Consider the following 21506-nt stretch of genomic DNA (forward strand, 5'->3'; position numbering starts at 1 on the left):
CCTCGGCATGCGCGGCTACTACACACCCGAGCAGATCAGGAACGCCGAGGCTCCGCTGCTGCAATCGTTGCCCGACGGCACGTTGATGCGCCGCGCTGCGTACGGCTTGGCCTCGGTGGTGGCGCGCGAACTCTTCTCGCGAACCGGCGGCGTCGCGGGGCGACGAGTACTGATACTGGTCGGATCGGGAGACAACGGCGGAGACGGCCTGTGGGCAGGTGCGTTCCTGCGCAGGCGCGGCGTCGCGGTGTCCGCGCTGCTGCTCGATCCGGACCGTGTGCACACCGAAGGTCTTGCGGCCCTGCGAGCCTCGGGGGGACGGGTCGTCACGGAGCCGGACGATCCGGACCTCGTCATCGACGCCATCGTCGGGATATCCGGGAAGGGTCCGCTGCGTCCCCACGCTGCCGGGATGGTCGACCGGATCACCGCGCCCGTCGTCTCCGTGGACATCCCCAGTGGTGTCGATGCAGAAACCGGTGAGGTGTCGGGACCGGCGGTGACCGCCGATGTCACCGTCACGTTCGGCGCTCGCAAACCGGTGCACGTGTTGGCCGTACCTCGTTGTGGCCGAATCGACGTGATCGACATCGGGCTGACCCTGCCGGCACCGGAGATCGAGTCCTTCGAGCCGGCCGACGTAGGCCGAATCTGGCCGATTCCCACCGCGTCGGACGACAAGTACTCGCAGGGAGTCGTCGGCGTGTTGGCCGGCAGCGCCACGTATCCCGGGGCTGCGTTGCTGTGTGTCGGCGCAGCCGTCGCCGCCACGTCCGGGATGGTTCGGTACGTGGGAAGTGCCGGCGCAGAAGTGGTCTCGCACCACCCGGAGGTCGTCGTCGCACCGGATCTGGATGCAGCGGGGAGGGTGCAGTCGTGGGTCGTCGGCCCCGGCTTCGGCACTGACGAATCCTCGGCGGACATCGTGCGTCGAGTTCTCGAATCGAATCTGCCGGTGGTCGTCGACGCCGATGCATTGACGATCCTCGCGGACAACGAGCAGTGGGTCGTCGATCGCACTGCACCGACGCTGTTGACCCCGCACGCCGGGGAGTTCGCCCGCCTGACCGGATCGGAACCCGGTCCCGACCGCGTAGCGGCCGTACGACGCCTCGCCGCTCGGTGGGGCGTCACCGTGCTGCTCAAGGGCCGCGCGACGGTCGTCGCCGACTCGGACGGCACCGCGTTCGTCAGTGACGCGGGCGGATCCGCCGCGTCCACCGCCGGATCCGGGGACGTGCTGTCCGGCGTCCTCGGTGCCCTACTCGCAACCGGAATGGCACCGTCGACCGCGGCCGCGTGCGGGGCCAAAGTGCACGCACTGGCCGCAGCCCATGCCGCGCACGGAGCCGATGGCGAATTCGCCGCCCCGATCTCGGCGACACCGTTGTCGAACAGCCTGCGAGAAGCCATCCGGACGGTCCGCTCGGTCGCTGTCTGAGTTGCACTGGGCTCGCCGGCCGACCTAACTGTGTGTCATGAGTTGTGCCACCTGATCCGTGGTGTGTGCGGCAGGGATGGCACTATCGAATGTTGTGACTATCGGTAACGGCGACGTGGAGACCGATCCGCGGACGGATTCGGGTGCTCTGGCAACCGTCGATCTCGATGCCGTGGCCCACAATGTCCGGGTTCTGCAGGAATTCGCAGGCGACGCCGCCGTGATGGCCGTCCTGAAATCCGACGCCTACAACCATGGGGCAGGCCCCGTGGCACACGCTGCCGTCGCGGCCGGCGTGCACGAATTCGGGGTCACGACCATCGGCGAGGCCCTCGAATTGCGCGCAGCCGGAATCACCGTGCCGGTGCTGGCGTGGCTGCACCGGGCCGATTCGGACTTCGGTGCTGCGATCGCCGAGAACATCGGAGTCGGGGTCTCCACGGCCGGCCAGCTGAACTCGGTGATCGCCGCAGCCAGGCGGACCGGTCTCACCGCCGACCTCTCGCTCAAGATCGATACCGGCCTCAATCGCAACGGCGTTGCGCGGGCGGACCTCGACGTCGTCCTGGATGCCACCGCGTCCGCCGTCGCCGAGGGGTCCGTGCGATTGACGGGGATGTTCTCGCATCTCGCCTGTGCCGACGAACCGAATCACCCGGCCAACGACGCCCAGGCAGAGCGGCTCCGCGACGCGGTTGCCCGAGCCGGCCGGCGCGGTATCTCGCCGGCCGTCGTGCATCTGTCCAACTCGGCGGCAACGCTGACCAGGCCGGACCTCGGTTTCGACATGGTGCGTCCGGGTATTGCGCTGTACGGCCTGTCGCCGGTGCCCGATATGGGAGATTTCGGCTTGCGTCCAGTCATGACATTGTCCGCGCAGGTGGCCCACATCAAGAAGGTGAACCGAGGTGAATCGGTGTCGTACGGATACACCTGGACAGCTCCGACCGACACGGTGGTCGCACTGGTGGCGCTGGGCTACGCCGACGGGGTCGTGCGCCGACTCAGCGGTCGTTTCGAGGTGACCATCGACGGTCGTCGCTACCCGTCGGTGGGGCGCGTGTGCATGGACCAATTCGTCGTCGATCTCGGCGGCGACAGCTCGGGTGTCGCCATCGGCGACGAGGCGATACTGTTCGGGCCGGGGGACAGCGGAGAGTCGCACGCTCAGGATTGGGCGGATGCGCTCGACACCATCGGCTACGAGGTCGTCACCGGCGTTCGTGGACGTGTTCGACGTCGTTTCGTCGGCACGCGCTCAGGGGAGGCGACGAAGTAGGCCATGCTGGGATTGCTGGAGAGTCTTGCGATAGTGGTGCGGGAGACGGCGTTTCGATCCAACAAGGATCCGCTGGCGACCGAGAATCTCGACCTGATGGACGCCGATCGAGGCAGTATCGTCACGGCGGACGACGGTGTTCCGCTGGCGGTCCGCGAGGTGGGGCCGGCGGATGCACAACTGACCGTCGTGTTCGTGCATGGATACTGCCTGCGCATGTCGTCGTGGCATTTCCAACGACGTGCGCTCGAACAGCAGTGGGGTTCGAGCGTGCGCATGGTGTTCTACGACCAGCGCGGTCATGGCCGCTCCGGGGTGCCCAGTGCAAGCAGTTGCACCATCGGTCAGCTCGGCCTCGACCTCGACGCGGTCATCCGTTCGGTCGTGCCCAAGGGACGCATCGTCCTGGTCGGGCACTCGATGGGCGGCATGTCGATTCTTTCCATGGCGCGCCAGCGGTCGTCCGTCGTCCGGCAGCGAGTGATCGGTGCCGTGCTGATCTCCACTACGGCTGCCGGCCTCGCACAGACGGGAGTCGGCCGCAGCCTGCAGAATCCGGCGGTCGATGCTTTTCGACTGGCTGTACGCACGTCACCCGGCCTGGTGCAATTCGGGCGAGGAGCGGTGCGCGCCATCATTTCACCGGTGCTGCGCGCGGCCTCGTACGGAACGCGGGTGTCTCCTCGGCTGGTGGCATTCTCGCAGTCGATGATCGACGACACCTCCGTTGTCACTATCGTGAATTTTCTCGAGACGCTCGAACTGCACGACGAGTCGGCGGCTCTGGCGGAATTCGAGAACATTCCGGTGTCGGTGGTGTGCGGCGACGAAGACTGGATCATTCCCTTCGCGAGTTCGGAAGCACTCACCGACGCTCTGCCGAAATCGGAGATGGTGCGGGTGCGTCAAGGTGGGCACCTGGTGCAGTTGGAGTTCCCCGAACAGGTCAACGGTGCGATCCTTCGCCTGGTGGCGCGAGCATCGGAGCCCAAGAAGAAGCGGTGGGGCGTTGTCTGATTCCGAGAGTCCACCGAACTCCCGGCTCGACCTGCCCGTCGAGGCCGAACTGGCGACGGCGACGGACACGGCCGAGTTCGGTGCTCGGCTCGCGGACATTCTGGTCGCCGGCGATCTCGTCGTACTCGACGGTCCGCTCGGTGCGGGGAAGACCGCGATGACCAAGGGGATCGCGGCGGGTCTCGGGGTGCACGGTCGCGTCACCTCACCGACGTTCGTCATCGCCCGCGAGCATCGACCAGGCGTGCGCCCCAACGGTTTACCGCCTGTCGCCCTCGTGCACGTCGACGCCTACCGTCTGGGTATGACGGGGCAGTCCGCGTTCGACGAGCTGGACGCGTTGGACCTCGATACCGATCTCGAGCACGCCGTCGTCGTCGTCGAGTGGGGCGAGGGCGTGGTGGAGACCCTGACGGATCAGCATGTCTCCGTGCGCTTGTCACGCGATCCGGAATCGGACGTCCGAAGGGTGAGTGCTCGCCGGGTGAATGGCGATGCGCTCGGCCGCCTACCCGAGTGAGCACCGAAACCCGGCGCGCCCGTAACGGCACTCGACGAAGCGTGCGAAGCGGGTATCCCGGGTTCGCGGTGCCACGGCTACGGGAGTGCTGGGTGCGGCCACCGGGCGGGTAGCCTTGATCCTCGTGCTCGTACTTGCCGTGGACACCTCGACCCCTGCCGTCACCGCAGGTGTGGTGCGGTTGTCCGACTCCGCTGCCGACGGGGCCGATGTCACCACCGTCGCCACCCGCATCAAGGTCGATGCGCGATCGCACGCCGAGGTTCTGACTCCTCACATCCTCGAGTGCCTGGCCGAGGCCGGCATCGTGGCTGCCGATCTCGCGGCCGTCGTCGTGGGGGTGGGCCCCGGTCCGTACACCGGCCTGCGGGTGGGGATGGCGACCGCGGCTGCATTCGGTGATGCGCTCGGACTGCCGGTCCACGGTGTCTGCAGTCTCGACGCGATCGCGGCTGACGTCGACGAATCCGGATCGCTGTTGGTGGTCACGGACGCACGTCGTCGTGAAATCTATTGGGCACGTTACGAAGCCGGGGTTCGGGTAGCGGGCCCCGACGTGATCGCTCCGGCCGAACTGGAGCACGGAGGCGTCGACGCTGTCGCCGGTTCCGCGCCGCATGCCGCACTGTTCGGGTTGCCGGTGCGTGACGTGCAGGCCCCGTCCCCGGCAGGTCTGGTCCGGGTGGCTGCCACCGACATCGGCAGCGGGACTGAACCGGGACCGCTCGTTCCGCTCTATCTGCGGCGCCCGGACGCGAAGACACTCGCCGAACGGGCTGCGGAGAAGGCCGCGCCATGACGGTGACGATCGAACCGATGACGGTGCACGACTGCGCACGATGCGCGTATCTCGAGACGGTTCTCTTCGAGGGTGACGACCCGTGGTCGGCAGACGCATTCGTGGCGGAACTGGCTGCGCCGCACAATCATTACGTCACGGCGAAGGAGGCCGGCGAGATCGTCGGTTACGCGGGAATCTCTCTGCTGGGGCAACCGAGCCGCGGCGCATTCGTCGCCGGTGAGGCCGAGGTGCACACCATCGGTGTCGATCCCGCGCACCATCGCCGGGGGATCGGCGGACGACTGTTGAGCGAATTGTTGCGCGTCGCCGACGATCACGGTGGGCCGGTGTTTCTCGAGGTGCGCACCGACAACGACCCGGCCATCGAGTTGTACCGACGTGAGGGCTTCGAGATCGTGGGTACCAGGGCGAAGTACTACCAGCCCAGCGGAGCCGATGCGTTCACCATGCGTCGGCCGGAGAAGACGGAGGCTGCCCGATGATCGTCATGGGTATCGAAAGCTCTTGCGACGAAACAGGAGTCGGCATCGTCCGCTGGCGTGACTCGGGTTTGTGCGAGTTGCTGGCCGACGAGGTGGCATCCAGTGTCGACGAGCACGCCCGGTACGGCGGAGTGGTGCCCGAGGTGGCGTCGAGGGCCCACCTCGAGGCCATGGTTCCGACGATGCGCCGCGCTCTCGCCGCCGCCGACATCGATCGTCCCGACGCGGTCGCAGTGACCATCGGACCGGGACTGGCCGGTGCCTTGCTGGTCGGAGTTGCCGCTGCCAAGGCCTATGCAGCGGCGTGGGACGTCCCCTTCTACGCCGTCAATCATCTGGGCGGCCACGTCGCGGTCGACACCCTCGAGCACGGTCCGATGCCGTCGTGCGTGGCACTTCTGGTCTCCGGTGGACATACTCATCTGTTGCACGTCGACCATCTGTCCAAGCCCATCGCGGAGCTGGGTACCACTGTCGACGACGCGGCCGGTGAGGCGTTCGACAAGGTGGCCCGCCTGCTCGGTCTGGGCTACCCGGGCGGTCCGGCGCTCGACGATGCGGCGCGCGAAGGCGATCCGACTGCGATTGCTTTTCCCCGCGGAATGACCGGCCCACGGGACGCTCGCTACGACTTCTCGTTCTCGGGGGTCAAGACGGCCGTCGCCCGCTTCGTCGAGGCCCGTCAGCGGGCCGGAGATCCGATTCCGGTCGCAGACATCGCGGCGTCGTTCCAGGAGTCCGTTGCGGATGTGTTGACGATGAAGGCGGTTCGCGCCGCGACCGACGTGAACGTCGATACCGTCGTTCTCGGTGGAGGTGCAACGGCCAACTCGCGGATTCGCTCGTTGATCGAATCACGGTGCGCGCAACAGGGTTTGACGCTGCGAATTCCGAAGCCGCGGCTGTGTACCGACAACGGTGTCATGATTGCCGCCCTCGGTGCTCACCTGGTTGCCGGGGGCGCGGCACCGTCGGCTCTGACAGCGGTGACGGACCCCGGCCTGTCGGTCGCGACCAGTCAGGTTCCCGGCTGAGCGTCCTGAGGGGGCTCGGAGGTTCGCGGCGCTGCCGTGTCCGGTGACGTCCGGGGTTCGACGCTCTGACCGGATACAGCAGGTGGTGGTGACCAGACCGTCGGCGGAGCGGTCAATTCCGGAGTGGAATCCGAGCCACGGACGACCGTCGTGGGAACGGTGATCGATCCGGTCGGGACTTCCGAGCTTTCCGGAACCGACCCTGCCGAGGGCCGAGGTGTCGGTCCTGGACTGAGCTCGATCGGGCCGGACGGCGTGGTGGGTTCGGAAGTCTCACCCGGGGCCGGGGTCGGCTCGACGGGCGAGCTGGTGGTCGGCGGGGGCGTCGTCGTGGGCTCGGGCGAGACCGGCGTCGACGGCTCGACGGTGACGCTGGTGCCCGCGTCGGGCGACGACGACTCCGGTGCCGGATCCATGGGCCAGTCGATCCGCGGGAGGTCGGGAGCAGGTCGCAGCGTCGGCGTGGTGGTCGGTGCGGAGGACGCGGGGAGTCGGGACGTCGGACGCGAGGAATTGGCTGTGGTCGCTGCGGGGCCGATCGGGTCAGCCGAGTAACGGGTCGAAGTCGGCGTATCGCTCGGCGAGTAGCCCTCGGCTGCGGGTCGTCCTGCGTCCCCGGCTGCGACGGGTTCGGTGGCGCTACCGGCAGGGGACACGCTGGGGTCGTCTGCCGGGGTCATCGTCTGCAGCCCGTAGGCGAGGACCAGCCCGCCTGCGACGACGGCCGCCGCGATCGCACCCGAGTAGCGACCCATCCGGCCCGCAGTCCGGCGTGCGGCCGAGACCAGGGGGTAATCGTTGTCGGTCACTGATGCGGCGACGACGGCCGCGCCCACAGCGAGCACGGCATCCGGCTCGGGGAGACGAACGATGCGTGCATGGAACGTGTCGGTCAGAGACGTGGCCAGCAGCGGGATGTGGGCACCGCCGCCGATCAGCACGATGGCCTCGGGTTCGTGGGTGCTTTCGTCGAACACGCTGCGCACGAACTGCGCTGCCTCGTCGAAGAGGGGCGATGCAGCGGTCTCGAATGCAGCGCGGCTCACGGTGAGCGGTACACCGCTGTATCGCTCGATGCGTGCTTCGTTCTCGTGTGAGAGCAGTTCTTTGATCGCCCGGTACCGCGCCGATCCGATTCCGCGGTCGTCGCGAATGTCGTCTCGCAGATTGTCGAGCGTCATGTTCTGAACGAGGTCCTTGACCAGTGCGTCGAGAACGACGCCGCCGATGGCCTCGGATCGGCCGTAGGACAGAACGACACCGTCGGTACGGCGGGCCACGGTCACCGACAGTCCACTGGCTCCCAGGTCCACCAGGGCGATGGTGTCGTACCCGTCGACCAGACCGGTGGTGGCCAGATGTGCCGACGCGGCGGCGGCTTCCGGAACGAGCCGAACGTCTCGCGTGGTGTGTGCGAGTGCAGCGCGGATGCGCGCCGCATGTTCTTCGGTTCGGAAGGTGACTGCGATGGAATCGGGCTGCCGGTCGCCGGGAACGAGGGACGCCATCAGCTCGACCGCGGACGTCACGAGATCACCGACATCGATCTTCGCCTGGCGGTCCGCGGAGACGGTGCGGTATTCGACTGCGTGGCTGCCGTCGGATTCGACGGTGACCAGGGCTGCGCACACGCCCTCGGATCCGGTGGATACACCGACTCCTACCCGCATGGTGTACCTCCGCCCCGTTGTCCGTGTGCGGGAACCGTTCGGTTCCCGCCGATGTCGTGCAGTGCCTCTTATCTGTCGAGTCGTGGCACGGCTGTCGATCGTTATCGTTCGGACAGCTCCGTTATCGTAACGTTACCGATCCCGTTGCGCGACCGTAATAATCTGCTCGGTCGGTTACTTCGTAGGCTCGGGTGCGGCCTCACCTGCGCCTTCGGCAGTGTCGTGGCGTCGAGAAAAAAGTGTGGAAATCCCCGTGTCGCGTGCCGAGGCGACCGGTGCGGGTCGGGTGGAAGTGCGATCCGGCCGAGTCGGTCGCCCGAACGCAAGCCTGGCGAACCCAGCCCTTGAGTGCTGGCACTCTCGTGTATAGAGTGCTAGTTGGCACCGAGCGAAGTCCCGGCACCCGCGACGACGGGACCGAGTTTCGTGCTGAGTTTGTCAGGACCGCACGAGAAGTACTTACACACAGCTGTCCGGGGATCCGACCCCGGACGCGTACCCCATAACTTTGGAGGGCTCAACGTGGCGAGCGTGAAAATCAAGCCGCTCGAGGACAAGATCCTCGTCCAGGCCAACGAGGCCGAGACGACGACCGCCTCCGGTCTGGTCATCCCCGACACAGCCAAGGAGAAGCCCCAGGAGGGCACCGTCGTCGCCGTTGGCGAAGGCCGTGTCACCGAGAAGGGCAACCGAATCCCGGTCGACGTCAAAGAAGGTGACACCGTCATCTACAGCAAGTACGGCGGCACCGAGATCAAGTACGCCGGCGAGGAGTACCTGATTCTGTCGGCACGCGACGTGCTGGCAGTCATCGCCAAGTAGGCCACAACGCATCCCGCCCCGGAATCCGATTTCAGTGTCGGTCCCGGGGCGGAGTGCGTTCGATCGAGTTTCTTTACTCGAAGGAGTAACACCGAAACATGGCAAAGCAAATCCAATTCAACGAGGAAGCGCGCCGCTCTCTCGAGCGCGGCGTCGACAAGCTCGCCGACGCAGTCAAGGTCACTCTCGGACCGCGTGGTCGCCACGTCGTCCTCTCCAAGGCCTTCGGTGGCCCCACGGTCACCAACGACGGTGTGTCGATCGCTCGTGAAATCGACCTGGAAGATCCGTTCGAGAATCTCGGCGCCCAGTTGGTCAAGAGCGTCGCCACCAAGACGAACGACGTCGCAGGCGACGGCACCACCACGGCGACCGTTCTCGCACAGGCTCTCGTCCGCGGCGGACTGAAGAACATCGCCGCCGGAGCCAACCCCATCGCGCTGGGCACCGGTATCTCCAAGGCAGCGGACAAGGTTGCCGAGGCACTTCTCGCCGCCGCCACCCCGGTCGAGGGCAAGCAGGCCATCGCTCAGGTTGCCACCGTGTCCTCGCGGGACCCCGAGATCGGCGAACTCGTCGGTGAGGCGCTCACTCGCGTCGGTGCAGACGGCGTCGTCACCGTCGAGGAGTCCTCGACTCTGCTCACCGAGCTGTCGGTCACCGAGGGCGTCCAGTTCGACAAGGGCTACCTCTCGCCGTACTTCGTCACCGACGTCGACACGCAGGAAGCTGTGCTCGAGGACGCCTACGTCCTGCTCTACCGCGAGAAGATCACCTCGCTTCCCGACTTCCTTCCGCTGTTGGAGAAGGTTGCCGAGAGCGGCAAGCCGTTGCTGATCATCGCCGAGGACACCGAGGGTGAGGTTCTGTCGACTCTGGTCGTGAACTCCATCCGCAAGACGATCAAGGCCGTTGCCGTCAAGGCTCCGTTCTTCGGCGACCGTCGCAAGGCGTTCCTCGACGACCTCGCAGTCGTCACCGCAGGCCAGGTCATCACTGCAGATGTCGGCCTGAGCCTGAAGGAAGCCGGCCTCGAGCTGCTCGGCCGGGCGCGTCGCGTCGTCGTCACCAAGGACGAGACGACCATCGTCGACGGTGCCGGCTCGCAGGACGACATCGATGCCCGCGTCGGCCAGCTTCGTCGCGAGATCGAGAACACCGACTCCGAGTGGGATCGTGAAAAGCTCGAAGAGCGGCTCGCGAAGCTCTCCGGAGGCATCGCCGTCATCAAGGTCGGTGCCGCAACCGAGACCGAGCTCAAGGAGCGCAAGTTCCGCGTCGACGATGCAGTTGCAGCGGCCAAGGCTGCAGTGGAAGAAGGCATCGTTCCCGGCGGTGGCTCCGCTCTGACTCAGGCCGCGTTGTCGCTGGCCGACGATCTCGGCCTCACCGGTGACGAAGCCACCGGCGTCGCAGTGGTGCGCACTGCACTGAACGCACCGCTGTTCTGGATCGCCACCAACGCCGGCATCGACGGTTCCGTCGTCGTCAGCAAGGTGGCCGAGTTGCCGAAGGGCCACGGTTTCAACGCTGCGACCCTGACGTACGGCGACCTGTTGGCCGACGGTGTGGTGGATCCGGTGAAGGTGACCCGATCTGCCGTGGTCAACGCCGCATCCGTCGCGCGCATGATCCTGACGACGGAGAGCTCCATCGTCGAGAAGCCCGAAGAAGAGTCCGAGGCCGCAACCGGCCACGGACACGCTCACTGATTTTCGGGTAGTACGACGAAGCCCCCAACCCGAACGGGTTGGGGGCTTCGTCGTGTGTGCAGCTGTGAATGTCGTGTGCTCAGACCGCGATGCGGCGGCGGTTGTGCCGGGCGTGCAATTCGCGCTCCGTCTCGGACATCCCTCCCCAGATGCCGTACGGCTCGCTGACGTTGAGTGCGTGGGTGCGGCACTGAGCGAGTACCGGACAGCTGCGGCACATCTCTTTGGCGCGCATCTCTCGCTGTGCTCGCGCCCGACCCCGCTCGCCGTCGGGGTGGAAGAACATGGACGAGTCGACGCCACGGCACAGGCCGTGCATCTGCCAATCCCAAATATCGGCGTTCGGCCCAGGGAGGTGATTCGGCTGCGGCATGGAAACTCCTAGGGTGGTGTGGCTTCGACGGATTCGTGATCCGAACAGCGACAACGTTATGTGGGTCGACGAAATCGAGTCAATAGAGCTCGATCGTGGGCAAATGCATAGCGGGAGGGCGAAGAATTAACACGCTCGATATTTACTTCGAGCCGCTCGCATGTGTGCGCTTCCGGTTGAGAAATCGGCCGAGTCGGGAGACGATGCTCATGGCACGACGCGGCGCAGGATCGACGGTGACGTGTCGGCGCGAGCCGGTGTCGCTCCGAATTCCACCGCGCGTTTCTCGAAGACCTGCAGCTCGAAGGTGTTGTCGCAGAGCGTCGAGCAGTGGCGGGCCGGGTTCGGCCTCGACGCACGAGCGGCCGAGCGGATCGAGCGAGGAGTCGGTCGTTGTTGCCGAACGATTCCGATCGGCGGTGTCGAATGTGCCCGACGCATTCTTGTCCGGCTCCGATAAACGACCCGCCGTTTAACCCATTCGCCACACAGCGTTCAGACAACTGTTTCCGAAACAACACCTATTCACATTGTTAATTCTGTGAAAACTGCAGCGGCGTCCCGAAAGGTCGTCGTGAATGCGACAGCTATCCGGCGCGACATTCGCATTCGTGCGTTGCGGTGTCCGGCGTTCTCGGTCGGCCGACTCGCGTGCCTGCGGTCCGGCTGTGGCCATACCCTGACGTCGTGCACTTGGTTTCGAAGTCCTCGCCCGTCACCGGAGAGTCCGACTGCATCGGGCTCGAGCTGAAAAAGGCGGCGTTCGGAGCAGACCCCGGTCGAACCGACCTTCCGGCGGCCACCGATGCGCGGCAGAGTTGGTGCCGCGGCGTCGCACTGGCCGGCCAGGGTCGGTACAACGCCGCCCGGGTCGAGCTCCGGCGGTTCCGGCCGACGTCGCAGGCGCTCGAGTCCCTGTACGAGTCGACCAGGGCGTCATGGCTACGCCAGGTCGGTCGGCACCGGCTCGCCCGCGGGTTCGACGGGAGGGCGGTGTTCCTGATCGGGCTCACCGGCGAGGCGCGAACGACGGACGCGGTGGAGGCGCGCAGTGATGCGCTGGTCGGATTGGCGGCGGATGCACTGGGGACCGGCCGATTCGGGTTCGCGGATGCGTTCCTGGCGCGCAACGCAGAGCTGCTCTCGGTGCGTGGCGGGTCGGATCTGTGGCGTCCGGCGCTGCGCGCGCACTGGGTGGCAGCCGAGCTGGCAATGATGCGTGGGGACGGCTCGGGAGCGCTCCGACACGCCGAGTCTGCTCGCGCACTTGCCGACGACACCGATTCGTTACGGCATCGCATCAAAACCGATCTGGTGATGGCCGCTGCCCTGAGCTGCGCCGGTGCGACCGAGCGCGCACGTGCAGGAGCCGTCGACGTGGCCTGCGCTGCGGCGATGCACGGTTTACTGCCCCTGCGCTGGGCCGCGACGATGCTGTGCGAAGGAACCGGGGGAGCGGATCCGAATATGGTTCCGGCGCGCGACCTGGGAGCCGCACTCGAACGACTGGGTGGATCCGCGGTCGGTTGACCTGGACCGTAGCCGCACACGGACCGAGCGGTTCGATTGTGGGCCGTCGGTATCGCTATCCTTGGTTCGTTCCACCACCACGTGGAAGCGCTCCCAGGCGGGTGCGTACCTGTAACGCGGGGAAATTTGTCGACGATGAACAGTGCGGGTGAGGAGTTGGACTCTTTCGTCGTTGCCGCAGCGCAAGGCGATCGACTGGCTCTGTCCCGGGTCTTGGAATTCATCCGACCACTCGTCGTCCGGTATTGCCGGGCTCGAGTCGGTTCGGCTGAGCGTGGTCAGCTTTCGGCCGACGACGTGGCGCAGGAGGTCTGTTTGGCAGTCATGACCGCCTTGCCGCGTTACCAGGATCAAGGTCGTCCGTTCATGGCATTCGTGTACGGCATCGCGGCGCACAAGGTCGCAGATGCTCATCGCAGTGCCTCGCGTAACAAATCGGACCCGGCCGCCGAAGTACCAGATGTCGTGTCGACAGAACACGGTCCGGAGCAGCGAGCTCTGGAATCCGAGTCGAGTCGTCAGATGACTGCACTACTGGACACCTTGCCCGCCAAGCACCGCGAGATTCTGGTGCTCCGACTCATCGTCGGATTGTCGGCCGAGGAGACGGCAGCTGCGGTCGGCAGCACTGCAGGCGCTATCCGCGTGGCTCAGCACCGAGCTATCGCAAAACTGAAGAACGAAGTTGTGAGAGCAGGTGAAATGTATGGCTAGGGACAATGGTCACGGTGGCCCCGGTGAGACCCCGCGTCGCGGAATCTCGCGTATCGGAGAGCACGTGACACCCACTGGACCGAAGCAGAACGATCCCTATGCCGACATCGGCGCAGACGGTGGTCCGGTGGACCTCGTCGCCGTTCGTCGTGACGATGCCTTCATCGACGCGATCAGTGGTGACGGACCGATCGCAACCGATGATGCGGACGATTACCAACTCGCGCTCCTGCTCGCCAATTGGCGAGCGGACGTGATCACACCGTCCATGCCGGCCGGTCCTTCTCTCGACACCGTTGTTGCGGCCGTCGAGCGAGAGAAGGTGGCAGCCGACATGGCTCGATCCAGCGCGGCGAACCGCGGGGGCCGGATGCGTCTGTTGCGTCCGCTCGCCGGTGCCGCCGCCGCGATCGCAGTCGTGTTGGGCGGTCTGGTGGTCATCTCGTACAACTCGACGCCCGAGGATCCGCTGTGGAGCGTCAAGTCGGTCGTGTTCTCCGAGCAGGCCGATTCGACTGTCGCGCAGATAGATACGACATCGAAGCTGCAGGAGGCGGAGAACCTTCTGTCGTCCGGCGATGCCGACGCTGCCCGCGCTCTTCTCGACAACGCATCGAACCGCAGTTCCGCGGTCATCGACGATGCTCAGCGAGCCGAACTCGACCAGTGGCTGGCCCGTTTGCTGCAGGAGTTGCAGGCCATGACGGTGCCGCCCGTGGTACCTCCGATGGGTGTGGCCCCGGCAGCCCCGTTGTCGGTGCCCAGCCAAGCAACCCTGGTTCCGACGGCTCCGGTGGAGACGGTTGCACCGGAATCCACCGCGGTTCCGAGCACGCCGAATCCGGAAACGACGACACCGGTCAGCCCGCCCGTCACCACGAGTCCGAGTCCGACGACCACCGACGTCACGCCGACGGTGCTCGACAACCCGAATCAGCCGACGGCCACTGCCAGTGGCAGTTCGCCCGAGAACGGCGACCGCATGTCGGTTCCGTCCGGCGGAAGCTGAGCGACAGGCCCTGTTCGACGACGCAGACCGTGAACAACGAAGAAGCCCGACACGATGATCGTGTCGGGCTTCTTCGTTTGTCTGGGGTCTCAGCTCTCGAAACCGTCTCCGTGCAGAGCGTCGTTCATGGATGCATCGGCGAAACCGCGGCAGTAGTCCCAGGTGACGTACGCGTCGGGCACCGGGTCGTAGGCCGGCTCGTGCGGACGCACGGTGCCGTCGACCAGGAGCTGCAACAGATTGGCTCGCAGCATGTCCCAGTCGTGGTAGTGGTCCTGCTGGCAGTCCTCGCAGCACACGACGAGTCCACGAATACCGCGGTGGCCCAGGAGTGCCTCGTAGACAGCGAGGTCAGCCAGGTCCTCTTCCACGGCCAGTCGTTCTTGGGGATCGAGAGGCTGGCCGGGCTCGATTGCATCGAGGGCGGCCGACGGGTCGGCTGGGTCTCCGGCGAACGGATCCGGGGGTAGACCGGGAGGCAGTTGATCGCGCACGCCTCCACGGTACGCAGAACTGGTGGGTCTGCGCCAGCCGTTCGACCGCGACATGCCGGACGATCCGTACCGCCGACCCCCGTACGGTCTGCGATTCGGTGCCTCCGAGCGTCCGCAGCGGGAGGCGTGCGCACTGATTGTGCCGCAGGCCGATACCATGGTTCACGGCGCTGAACAGATGAGTGCAAGTGCCGAAACTCCATCCGTTCTCCAACACCGCACCGCGGTGCGCCTGCGAGCTCTCACCGGCCGCATGCCGCGCCCACGATGCAACCAGGCTCTAGGGAGGGCCAGATTCGTATGAGTAGTCCCGGAGCCCACGTCCGCACAGGCGGCGACGATCCCAACAAGGTCGCGATGCTCGGCCTCACGTTCGACGACGTCCTGCTGCTGCCGGCCGCTTCGGATCTGATCCCCAGCGCCGTGGACACGTCCAGTCAGATCACCCGTGAGATCAGATTACGAGTTCCGCTGGTCAGTTCTGCGATGGATACCGTCACCGAAGCGCGGATGGCCATTGCGATGGCACGTGCAGGCGGCATGGGTGTGCTGCACCGCAATCTCTCGCTGCACGATCAGGCGTCTCAGGTCGAGACCGTCAAGCGCTCGGAGGCCGGTATGGTCACCGATCCGGTCACCTGCAAGCCCACCGACTCGCTGGCCGAGGTCGACGCGATGTGCGCGCGCTTCCGTATTTCGGGGCTCCCGGTCACCGACGAGACCGGTGCGCTGGTCGGCATCATCACCAACCGCGACATGCGGTTCGAGGTGGATCAGAACCGTCGCGTCGCCGACGTCATGACGAAAGCTCCGTTGATCACCGCGCAGGAGGGGGTCACCGCCGAAGCGGCCCTCGGCCTACTGCGTCGCCACAAGATCGAGAAGCTACCGATCGTCGACGGCAAGGGCGCACTCACCGGCCTGATCACGGTGAAGGACTTCGTCAAGACCGAGCAGCACCCCGACGCCACCAAGGACCGTGACGGTCGTCTGCTGGTCGGCGCGGCAGTGGGCGTCGGGCAGGATGCGTGGGCCAGGTCGATGGCACTGACCGATGCCGGTGTCGACGTCATCATCGTCGACACCGCGCACGGCCATAATTCCCAGGTCCTCGAGATGGTCAGCAAGCTCAAGGCAGAGGTGGGCGATCGTGTTCAGGTCGTGGGTGGAAACGTCGCCACCCGCGCGGGCGCACTCGCTCTCGTCGAGGCCGGTGCAGACGCGGTGAAGGTGGGCGTCGGACCCGGATCGATCTGCACCACCCGCGTGGTCGCCGGCGTCGGGGCCCCGCAGATCACCGCCATCCTCGAAGCCGTGGCCGCCTGCAAGCCGCACGGTGTGCCGGTCATCGCCGACGGCGGCATGCAGTTCTCCGGTGACATCGCCAAAGCACTCGCTGCCGGCGCGTCGACCGCGATGCTCGGATCGTTGCTGGCCGGCACCGCCGAGTCTCCGGGCGAGCTGATCCTCGTCGGTGGCAAGCAGTTCAAGAGCTACCGCGGCATGGGCTCGCTCGGTGCGATGCAGGGACGCGGGGGAGCGAAGTCGTTCTCGAAGGACCGCTACTTCCAGGACGATGTGCTGGCCGAGGACAAGCTGGTTCCCGAGGGTATCGAGGGTCGCGTCCCGTACCGGGGTCCGTTGAATCAGGTCATCCACCAGCTCACCGGTGGGTTGCGCGCTGCTATGGGCTACACCGGGTCGACGTCCATCGAGCACCTGCAGCAGGCTCAGTTCGTGCAGATCACCGCGGCCGGTCTCAAGGAGAGCCACCCGCACGACATCACGATGACCGCTGAGGCTCCGAACTACACCACCCGATAGTCGCGTCGGCCCCTGGTGGCCGAACGATTCGCTCTCGAAGTAGAAAGGTGCGCGCGTGCGCGACCTCGTTGAAATCGGCATGGGCAGAGAAGCCCGTCGCACCTACCAGCTGGACGACGTCGATATCGTGCCGTCTCGGCGCACTCGGTCGTCGAAGGAGGTCTCGACTGCCTGGCAGCTCGACGCGTACCGCTTCGACATCCCGGTGCTCGCCCATCCGACCGATGCGTTGGTCTCGCCTGCGTTCGCCATCGAGCTCGGTAAGCAAGGCGGGCTCGGGGTGATCAACGGCGAAGGGCTGTGGGCGCGGCACGCCGACGTGCAGGCCAAGCTCGACCAGTTGATCCACATCGCCGAGACCGATCTCGATCCCGACGCGCCGATCGCGTTCCTGCAGGAACTGCACGCGGCACCGTTGCAGCCCGATCTGCTGGCCGCCGCGGTCGGCCAGGTGCGGGATGCAGGCGTCACCGTCGCTGTACGAGTGAGCCCGCAGAACGCCCGTGCTCTGACGCCTGCGCTGATCGCGTCGGGTCTGGATCTGCTGGTCATCCAGGGCACGATCATCTCCGCCGAGCACGTTGCGCACGGCGACGACGAGCCGCTCAACCTCAAGACGTTCATCGCAGAGCTCGACGTCCCCGTCATCGCCGGCGGCGTCAGCGATCACCGGACCGCGTTGCACCTGATGCGCACGGGTGCGGCCGGCGTCATCGTGGGCTACGGCTCGGTCGAAGGCGGCACCACCACCGGTGAGGTGCTCGGCATCGGTGTTCCGATGGCCACTGCGATCGCCGACGCGGCGGCCGCACGTCGGGACTACCTGGACGAGACCGGTGGACGCTACGTGCACGTCATCGCCGACGGTGACATCACCACGTCCGGCGCACTGGCGAAAGCCATCGCCTGCGGCGCGGATGCTGCAGTGCTCGGTGCGCCGTTGGCCGTGGCCGCCGAGGCTCCCGGTGGCGGCTGGTACTGGCCGTCCGCCGCGGCGCATCCGTCGATGCCGCGTGGCGCGTTGCTGCCGATGTCCGCGGGGGAGCGTCCGAGCCTCGATCAGGTGCTGCACGGACCGTCGCGTGAGTCGTACGGCTCGATCAACCTCGTCGGCGGATTGCGTCGCTCGATGGCGAAGTCGGGCTACTCCGATCTGAAGGAATTTCAGAAGGTCGGCCTGAACGTTCGGGCCTGACAGAACCCCCATACGACAGGGCGCGCACTCGATCTTCGGGTGCGCGCCCTGTGTCGTTCGTCGGGCAGGCACCGGTAAGCCGACCCTCGGTTGGTGATACCTTCCGTAACAGCTAGAATCGCTTGTGGCGGTAGTCACACAGCGATGTGCATACTGTTCGACAGGTAACGGACGTAGCGGAGGTCTTCACCATGGGTTCAGCTGGACGCGCAACGGATTACGACGTTCTCATCGTCGGTTCGGGCTTCGGTGGAAGCGTCACCGCGCTTCGGCTGGTGGAGAAGGGATACCGCGTCGGAATCCTGGAAGCCGGGCAGCGATTCGAGGACAAGGACTTCGCCAAGAACAGCTGGGATCTCAAGCGCTTCCTGTGGGCACCCAAGCTGGGTCTCTACGGCATCCAGCGAGTGCATCTGCTGCGCGACTGCCTGATCCTCGCCGGTGCAGGGGTCGGCGGCGGATCGCTGAACTACGCGAACACGCTGTACAAGCCGCAGGCACCGTTCTTCGAGGACAAGCAGTGGGCGCACATCACCGACTGGAGCAGTGAGCTCTCTCCGTTCTACGACCAGGCCACCCGCATGTTGGGTGTTGTGCGCAACCCGCACATGACCCCCGCCGACGAGGTGATGAAGTCGGTGGCCGAGGACATGGGCGTCGCCGACACGTTCATTCAGACACCGGTGGGCGTGTTCTTCGGAGACGAACCAGGTAAGACCGTCCCGGACCCGTACTTCGGTGGTGCCGGCCCCGAGCGCACGGGATGCATCGAATGCGGCGAGTGCATGACCGGGTGCCGCCACGGTGCCAAGAACACTCTGCTGAAGAACTACCTCGGGCTGGCCGAACGTGCCGGAGCCGAGATCGTGCCGATGACCACGGTCACCGGCCTGAATCCTCGGTCCGACGGCACCTGGGACGTCGACACCGAGCGCACCGGGGCGCGTTTGCGCAAGGGTCGCAAGACGTACAGCGCTGCCAATGTCGTGCTGGCAGCCGGCACGTGGGGCACGCAGAACCTCCTGCACAAGATGAAGGACACGGGCACGTTGCCGCGGTTGTCGGACACTCTCGGTGAGCTGACCCGCACCAACTCGGAGTCGATCGTCGGAGCTGCGAAGTTGGCGGTCGATCCGAACATGGATCTCACGCGCGGCGTCGCCATCACGTCCTCGTTCCACCCCAGCCCCAACACCCACATCGAACCGTGCCGCTACGGCAAGGGCTCCAACGCGATGGGCATGCTGCAGACGTTGATGACCGACGGCGGAGGGAAGATCCCGCGCTGGCTCAAATTCGTCTTCGCGCTCATCGCCCATCCGATCCAGTTCGTCCGCGTCGTCAACGTCCGGCACTGGAGCGAGCGGACCATCATCGCGCTGGTGATGCAGAACCTCGACAACTCGATCACCACGTTCACCAAGCGGGGCCCCTTCGGCCGCAAGATCTCGAGCCGCCAGGGACACGGACAGCCCAACCCGACATGGATTCCCGAGGGCAACGACGCCACCAGGCGAATTGCCAAGAAGATCGGCGGCGTCGCGGGCGGGACGTGGGGCGAGCTGTTCAACATCCCGCTCACCGCACACTTCCTCGGCGGGTGCGCTATCGGAGAGGACGCCCAGCACGGCGTCATCGACCCGTACCACCGCGTCCACGGCTACCCGACCCTCAGCGTGGTCGACGGTGCGGCAGTCTCGGCCAACCTCGGAGTCAACCCGTCGCTGACCATCAGCGCGCAGGCCGAGCGGTCCGCTGCACTGTGGCCGAACAAGGGCGAGTCGGACCTGCGTCCGGCGCAGGGCCAGCCCTACCAGCGACTCGATCCGATCGCTCCGAACTCGCCCGTCGTGCCCGTCGACGCACCCGGCGGCCTGCGGCTGCCGATCGTGCAGATCAGGTCCGGTTCGGCGGCCATGCCCGTCGAACATTCGGGTGTCGCGTGAGCGATTCGGGTGCTGCGAGTACACCGAAGCCGTCCCACTAGACTGACCAGGTGACCGACTCCTCTGCACACGATCCCGCACACGCACGGCCGGTTCTGGTCGTCGATTTCGGAGCCCAGTACGCACAGCTGATCGCCCGCCGGGTGCGCGAGGCCAGCGTGTACTCCGAGGTCATCTCGCACACCGCGACCGCCGAGGAGATCGCCGCCAAGGATCCCGTTGCTCTGGTGCTGTCCGGTGGGCCGTCCAGCGTCTACGCCGAGGGCGCACCCGAACTCGACTCCGCTCTGCTCGAACTGGGCGTCCCGGTATTCGGTATCTGCTACGGCTTCCAGGCCATGGCGCAGGCGCTCGGCGGAACCGTCGAGCACACCGGAACGCGTGAGTACGGGCGTACTCAGCTCAGCGTCGACGGCGGCCGCCTGCACGACGGTCTGCCTTCCACCCAGCCGGTCTGGATGAGTCACGGTGACGCGGTCACCGCTGCTCCCGACGGCTTCACCGTCACCGCGACCAGTGCCGGGGCTCCGGTTGCTGCCTTCGAGAACGAAGAGAAGCGGATGGCGGGTGTGCAGTACCACCCCGAGGTACTCCACTCGCCACACGGACAGCAGGTCCTGAGCCGATTCCTGCACGAGACCGCCGGAATCAAGCCGGACTGGACCGCCGCCAACATTGCCGACGCGCTGGTCGACGCCGTCCAGGAACAGGTCGGTCCGACGGGCAAGGCGATCTGCGGCCTGTCCGGTGGTGTCGATTCCGCGGTGGCCGCGGCCTTGGTGCAGCGTGCGATCGGTGATCGGCTCACCTGTGTCTTCGTCGACCACGGCTTGCTACGCGCAGGCGAACGCGAGCAGGTGCAGCAGGACTTCGTAGCCGCGACCGGTGCCAAGCTCGTCACCGTCGATGCCGTCGACACCTTCCTCGGGGCGCTCGAAGGCGTGTCGGACCCCGAGGAGAAGCGCAAGATCATCGGCCGCGAGTTCATTCGCAGTTTCGAGGGTGCCGTTGCCGAAGTGCTGGGCGAGAACGCCGAGCACGGTGATTCTGTCGAGTTCCTGGTGCAGGGCACCCTGTACCCGGACGTCGTGGAGTCCGGTGGCGGTTCGGGTACCGCGAACATCAAGAGCCATCACAACGTCGGCGGTCTGCCCGACGACCTGCAGTTCGCGTTGGTCGAGCCGTTGCGTGCGCTGTTCAAGGACGAGGTGCGCGCCGTCGGACGCGAGCTGGGCCTGCCCGAGGACATCGTCGGCAGACAGCCGTTCCCGGGACCGGGACTGGCCATTCGCATCGTCGGAGAGATCACCGCAGACCGACTGGCCACGTTGCGTCACGCGGATTCCATTGTTCGAGAAGAGCTTACGGTCGCAGGCCTGGATCAGCAGATCTGGCAGTGCCCGGTGGTGCTGTTGGCCGACGTGCGCAGCGTCGGCGTGCAGGGTGACGGTCGGACCTACGGACACCCCATCGTGTTGCGTCCGGTGTCGAGCGAGGATGCAATGACCGCGGACTGGACCCGGTTGCCGTACGACGTGCTGGAAACGATTTCGACTCGGGTGACCAACGAGGTTCCGGAGGTCAACCGAGTCGTACTCGACGTCACGAGCAAGCCGCCGGGCACCATCGAGTGGGAGTAGCG

At 66.2% G+C, this 21506-nt stretch carries 19 protein-coding genes; 16 read left to right on the plus strand and 3 right to left on the minus strand.

The window, feature by feature from the left end:
• Positions 1–7: 7 nt before the first annotated feature.
• From K414_RS0113205 to tsaD, 7 genes are all read left to right on the plus strand, one after another.
• Positions 8–1441, plus strand: coding sequence for a bifunctional ADP-dependent NAD(P)H-hydrate dehydratase/NAD(P)H-hydrate epimerase (locus tag K414_RS0113205; RefSeq protein ID WP_027496353.1), 1434 nt, complete (start codon positions 8–10; stop codon positions 1439–1441).
• Positions 1442–1535: 94 nt separating this feature from the next.
• On the plus strand, positions 1536–2720 hold the full coding sequence (gene alr / locus K414_RS0113210) for an alanine racemase (protein WP_051365101.1): 1185 nt from the start codon (positions 1536–1538) through the stop codon (positions 2718–2720).
• Between the two features lie 3 nt (positions 2721–2723).
• Positions 2724–3737: an alpha/beta hydrolase gene (locus K414_RS0113215; RefSeq protein ID WP_027496355.1), complete on the plus strand. Its 1014-nt coding sequence runs from the start codon at positions 2724–2726 to the stop codon at positions 3735–3737.
• 49 nt (positions 3738–3786) lie between these two features.
• Entirely contained in the window at positions 3787–4257 is a 471-nt protein-coding gene (tsaE, locus tag K414_RS0113220) for a tRNA (adenosine(37)-N6)-threonylcarbamoyltransferase complex ATPase subunit type 1 TsaE (protein WP_230591195.1), read from the plus strand.
• Between the two features lie 124 nt (positions 4258–4381).
• Complete coding sequence (tsaB, locus tag K414_RS0113225; protein WP_027496357.1) at positions 4382–5056, plus strand: tRNA (adenosine(37)-N6)-threonylcarbamoyltransferase complex dimerization subunit type 1 TsaB; 675 nt, start codon at positions 4382–4384, stop codon at positions 5054–5056.
• Entirely contained in the window at positions 5053–5541 is a 489-nt protein-coding gene (gene rimI, locus K414_RS0113230) for a ribosomal protein S18-alanine N-acetyltransferase (RefSeq protein ID WP_027496358.1), read from the plus strand. Before tsaB ends, rimI begins: the two co-directional genes overlap by 4 nt.
• The gene (tsaD, locus tag K414_RS0113235; RefSeq protein ID WP_027496359.1) at positions 5538–6575 is read left to right on the plus strand and encodes a tRNA (adenosine(37)-N6)-threonylcarbamoyltransferase complex transferase subunit TsaD; all 1038 of its coding nucleotides are present in this window, start codon (positions 5538–5540) and stop codon (positions 6573–6575) included. Before rimI ends, tsaD begins: the two co-directional genes overlap by 4 nt.
• Here the strand turns inward: tsaD and K414_RS26940 are convergent.
• Positions 6560–8245: an Hsp70 family protein gene (locus K414_RS26940; RefSeq protein ID WP_051365102.1), complete on the minus strand. Its 1686-nt coding sequence runs from the start codon at positions 8243–8245 to the stop codon at positions 6560–6562. The two genes, tsaD and K414_RS26940, sit on opposite strands and share 16 nt — an antisense overlap.
• Positions 8246–8767: 522 nt before the next feature.
• Here K414_RS26940 and groES point away from each other — a divergent pair.
• Both groES and groL read left to right on the plus strand, forming a co-directional pair.
• Positions 8768–9067, plus strand: coding sequence for a co-chaperone GroES (groES, locus tag K414_RS0113245; RefSeq protein ID WP_008718149.1), 300 nt, complete (start codon positions 8768–8770; stop codon positions 9065–9067).
• Between the two features lie 98 nt (positions 9068–9165).
• Positions 9166–10779 carry a chaperonin GroEL gene (gene groL / locus K414_RS0113250; protein ID WP_027496360.1) on the plus strand — a complete coding sequence of 538 codons (1614 nt, stop codon included), beginning with the start codon at positions 9166–9168 and terminating at the stop codon, positions 10777–10779.
• A gap of 79 nt (positions 10780–10858) precedes the next feature.
• Here the strand turns inward: groL and K414_RS0113255 are convergent, their stop codons facing one another.
• The gene (locus tag K414_RS0113255) at positions 10859–11152 is read right to left on the minus strand and encodes a WhiB family transcriptional regulator (protein WP_027496361.1); all 294 of its coding nucleotides are present in this window, start codon (positions 11150–11152) and stop codon (positions 10859–10861) included.
• 687 nt (positions 11153–11839) lie between these two features.
• Here K414_RS0113255 and K414_RS26945 point away from each other — a divergent pair.
• The 3 genes from K414_RS26945 to K414_RS26950 all read left to right on the plus strand — a co-directional run bounded on the left by K414_RS26945 (position 11840) and on the right by K414_RS26950 (position 14405).
• Complete coding sequence (locus K414_RS26945) at positions 11840–12682, plus strand: hypothetical protein (protein WP_152530426.1); 843 nt, start codon at positions 11840–11842, stop codon at positions 12680–12682.
• A 135-nt stretch (positions 12683–12817) separates the two neighbouring features.
• Positions 12818–13396 carry a sigma-70 family RNA polymerase sigma factor gene (locus K414_RS0113270; protein WP_027496363.1) on the plus strand — a complete coding sequence of 193 codons (579 nt, stop codon included), beginning with the start codon at positions 12818–12820 and terminating at the stop codon, positions 13394–13396.
• Positions 13389–14405, plus strand: coding sequence for an anti-sigma-D factor RsdA (locus K414_RS26950; protein WP_051365104.1), 1017 nt, complete (start codon positions 13389–13391; stop codon positions 14403–14405). The genes K414_RS0113270 and K414_RS26950 overlap by 8 nt, the downstream gene beginning before the upstream one ends.
• A gap of 89 nt (positions 14406–14494) precedes the next feature.
• Here K414_RS26950 and K414_RS0113280 read toward each other — a convergent pair whose 3' ends face one another.
• Positions 14495–14899, minus strand: a complete 405-nt coding sequence (locus K414_RS0113280; RefSeq protein WP_027496364.1) for a DUF5319 domain-containing protein — start codon at positions 14897–14899, stop codon at positions 14495–14497.
• 300 nt (positions 14900–15199) lie between these two features.
• Here K414_RS0113280 and guaB point away from each other — a divergent pair, with 300 nt between their 5' ends.
• The 4 genes from guaB to guaA all read left to right on the plus strand — a co-directional run bounded on the left by guaB (position 15200) and on the right by guaA (position 21504).
• Positions 15200–16723 carry an IMP dehydrogenase gene (gene guaB / locus K414_RS0113290; RefSeq protein ID WP_027496366.1) on the plus strand — a complete coding sequence of 508 codons (1524 nt, stop codon included), beginning with the start codon at positions 15200–15202 and terminating at the stop codon, positions 16721–16723.
• A 55-nt stretch (positions 16724–16778) separates the two neighbouring features.
• Entirely contained in the window at positions 16779–17918 is a 1140-nt protein-coding gene (locus tag K414_RS0113295) for a GuaB3 family IMP dehydrogenase-related protein (RefSeq protein ID WP_027496367.1), read from the plus strand.
• A gap of 191 nt (positions 17919–18109) precedes the next feature.
• Positions 18110–19864, plus strand: a complete 1755-nt coding sequence (locus K414_RS0113300) for a GMC family oxidoreductase (protein ID WP_027496368.1) — start codon at positions 18110–18112, stop codon at positions 19862–19864.
• 50 nt (positions 19865–19914) lie between these two features.
• Complete coding sequence (guaA, locus tag K414_RS0113305; protein ID WP_032365606.1) at positions 19915–21504, plus strand: glutamine-hydrolyzing GMP synthase; 1590 nt, start codon at positions 19915–19917, stop codon at positions 21502–21504.
• The last annotated feature ends 2 nt before the right edge of the window (positions 21505–21506 follow it).

The organism is Rhodococcus sp. JG-3 (genome assembly GCF_000482405.1).
Taxonomy (GTDB): domain Bacteria; phylum Actinomycetota; class Actinomycetes; order Mycobacteriales; family Mycobacteriaceae; genus Rhodococcoides; species Rhodococcoides fascians.

Coding starts and splice junctions, on each gene's coding strand:
- K414_RS0113205 (WP_027496353.1), top strand. CDS start 8: ATGCGCGGCTACTACACACCCGAGCAGATCAGGAACGCCGAGGCTCCG.
- K414_RS0113215 (WP_027496355.1), top strand. CDS start 2,724: ATGCTGGGATTGCTGGAGAGTCTTGCGATAGTGGTGCGGGAGACGGCG.
- rimI (WP_027496358.1), top strand. CDS start 5,053: ATGACGGTGACGATCGAACCGATGACGGTGCACGACTGCGCACGATGC.
- tsaD (WP_027496359.1), top strand. CDS start 5,538: ATGATCGTCATGGGTATCGAAAGCTCTTGCGACGAAACAGGAGTCGGC.
- K414_RS26940 (WP_051365102.1), bottom strand. CDS start 8,245: ATGCGGGTAGGAGTCGGTGTATCCACCGGATCCGAGGGCGTGTGCGCA.
- groL (WP_027496360.1), top strand. CDS start 9,166: ATGGCAAAGCAAATCCAATTCAACGAGGAAGCGCGCCGCTCTCTCGAG.
- K414_RS0113255 (WP_027496361.1), bottom strand. CDS start 11,152: ATGCCGCAGCCGAATCACCTCCCTGGGCCGAACGCCGATATTTGGGAT.
- K414_RS0113270 (WP_027496363.1), top strand. CDS start 12,818: ATGAACAGTGCGGGTGAGGAGTTGGACTCTTTCGTCGTTGCCGCAGCG.
- K414_RS26950 (WP_051365104.1), top strand. CDS start 13,389: ATGGCTAGGGACAATGGTCACGGTGGCCCCGGTGAGACCCCGCGTCGC.
- guaB (WP_027496366.1), top strand. CDS start 15,200: ATGAGTAGTCCCGGAGCCCACGTCCGCACAGGCGGCGACGATCCCAAC.
- K414_RS0113300 (WP_027496368.1), top strand. CDS start 18,110: ATGGGTTCAGCTGGACGCGCAACGGATTACGACGTTCTCATCGTCGGT.